This window comes from Pseudoalteromonas sp. SG44-5, from assembly GCF_014164175.1.
In the GTDB taxonomy this organism is placed as follows: domain Bacteria; phylum Pseudomonadota; class Gammaproteobacteria; order Enterobacterales; family Alteromonadaceae; genus Pseudoalteromonas; species Pseudoalteromonas nigrifaciens.
The window spans coordinates 1-694 of sequence record NZ_JACJES010000059.1; the positions used below are offsets into that span (position 1 = coordinate 1).

General features: G+C 38.3%; 2 protein-coding genes. Both read left to right on the forward strand.

Annotated features, from left to right (window positions below; all coding sequences use genetic code 11):
- Positions 1-183: hypothetical protein (locus H5079_RS18340; protein WP_220489019.1), on the forward strand; the 183-nt coding region annotated here is incomplete at its 5' end.
- A gap of 46 nt (positions 184-229) precedes the next feature.
- Entirely contained in the window at positions 230-400 is a 171-nt protein-coding gene (locus tag H5079_RS18155) for a hypothetical protein (RefSeq protein WP_158001059.1), read from the forward strand.
- Positions 401-694: the final 294 nt, after the last annotated feature.

Sequence of the window (694 nt, forward strand, 5' to 3'; positions counted from 1 at the left end):
GCCCTAACCGATACGAGCAACCCAAACCCGACAAACCAGATACCGATATTTCTTTATTATCATCTTTATAAACCGTTTAAAATAATCCGCCAAGCGAAGCCTGAGCGTAGCGGATTATTTAACGGCCTTTCTTTTATCCAGGCACTTGATTGTTGTTACATTATTCATATACCTGGCATTTGATTTCTGTTACATTAATCAAATACCTGGCTAATAATTAGAGGCAATTATGTATAAAAATGAATATTGGGGCGGAGCACGTGAAGGTGCAGGAAGGCCAAAAAAATTACCAACTAAACCAGTGAGACTAAATGATTTAGAGCAAGAGCTTATTTCACTATCTCGTGAACATGATTTGCTTGAGGTTCTTTTAACTTATGCTAAGAAAAATGCTGAATAGATTTTTATGGCGCAGCCATGTAGACCGCACACCTATATTAATTTAGCATTGCTGCCTATCGGTCGTTACCAAGCGAAGCGCAAACCATATTATTAGTTTCACAAATCCCGCGCTTGCGCCCTTGATAAACCAATACGGAATTTAGAGTAATGCAGTCGCTAAGGAAAACCCCCTCCCCCCGTATACTAATAGGGGGGGAGCGAAAATTTAACACTTATGCCGATTTTGCATTGTGATTTTTTAAAAAGGAGTATTAATCACAATGTTTAAATCAGAATTTCACAAACAGTTTCT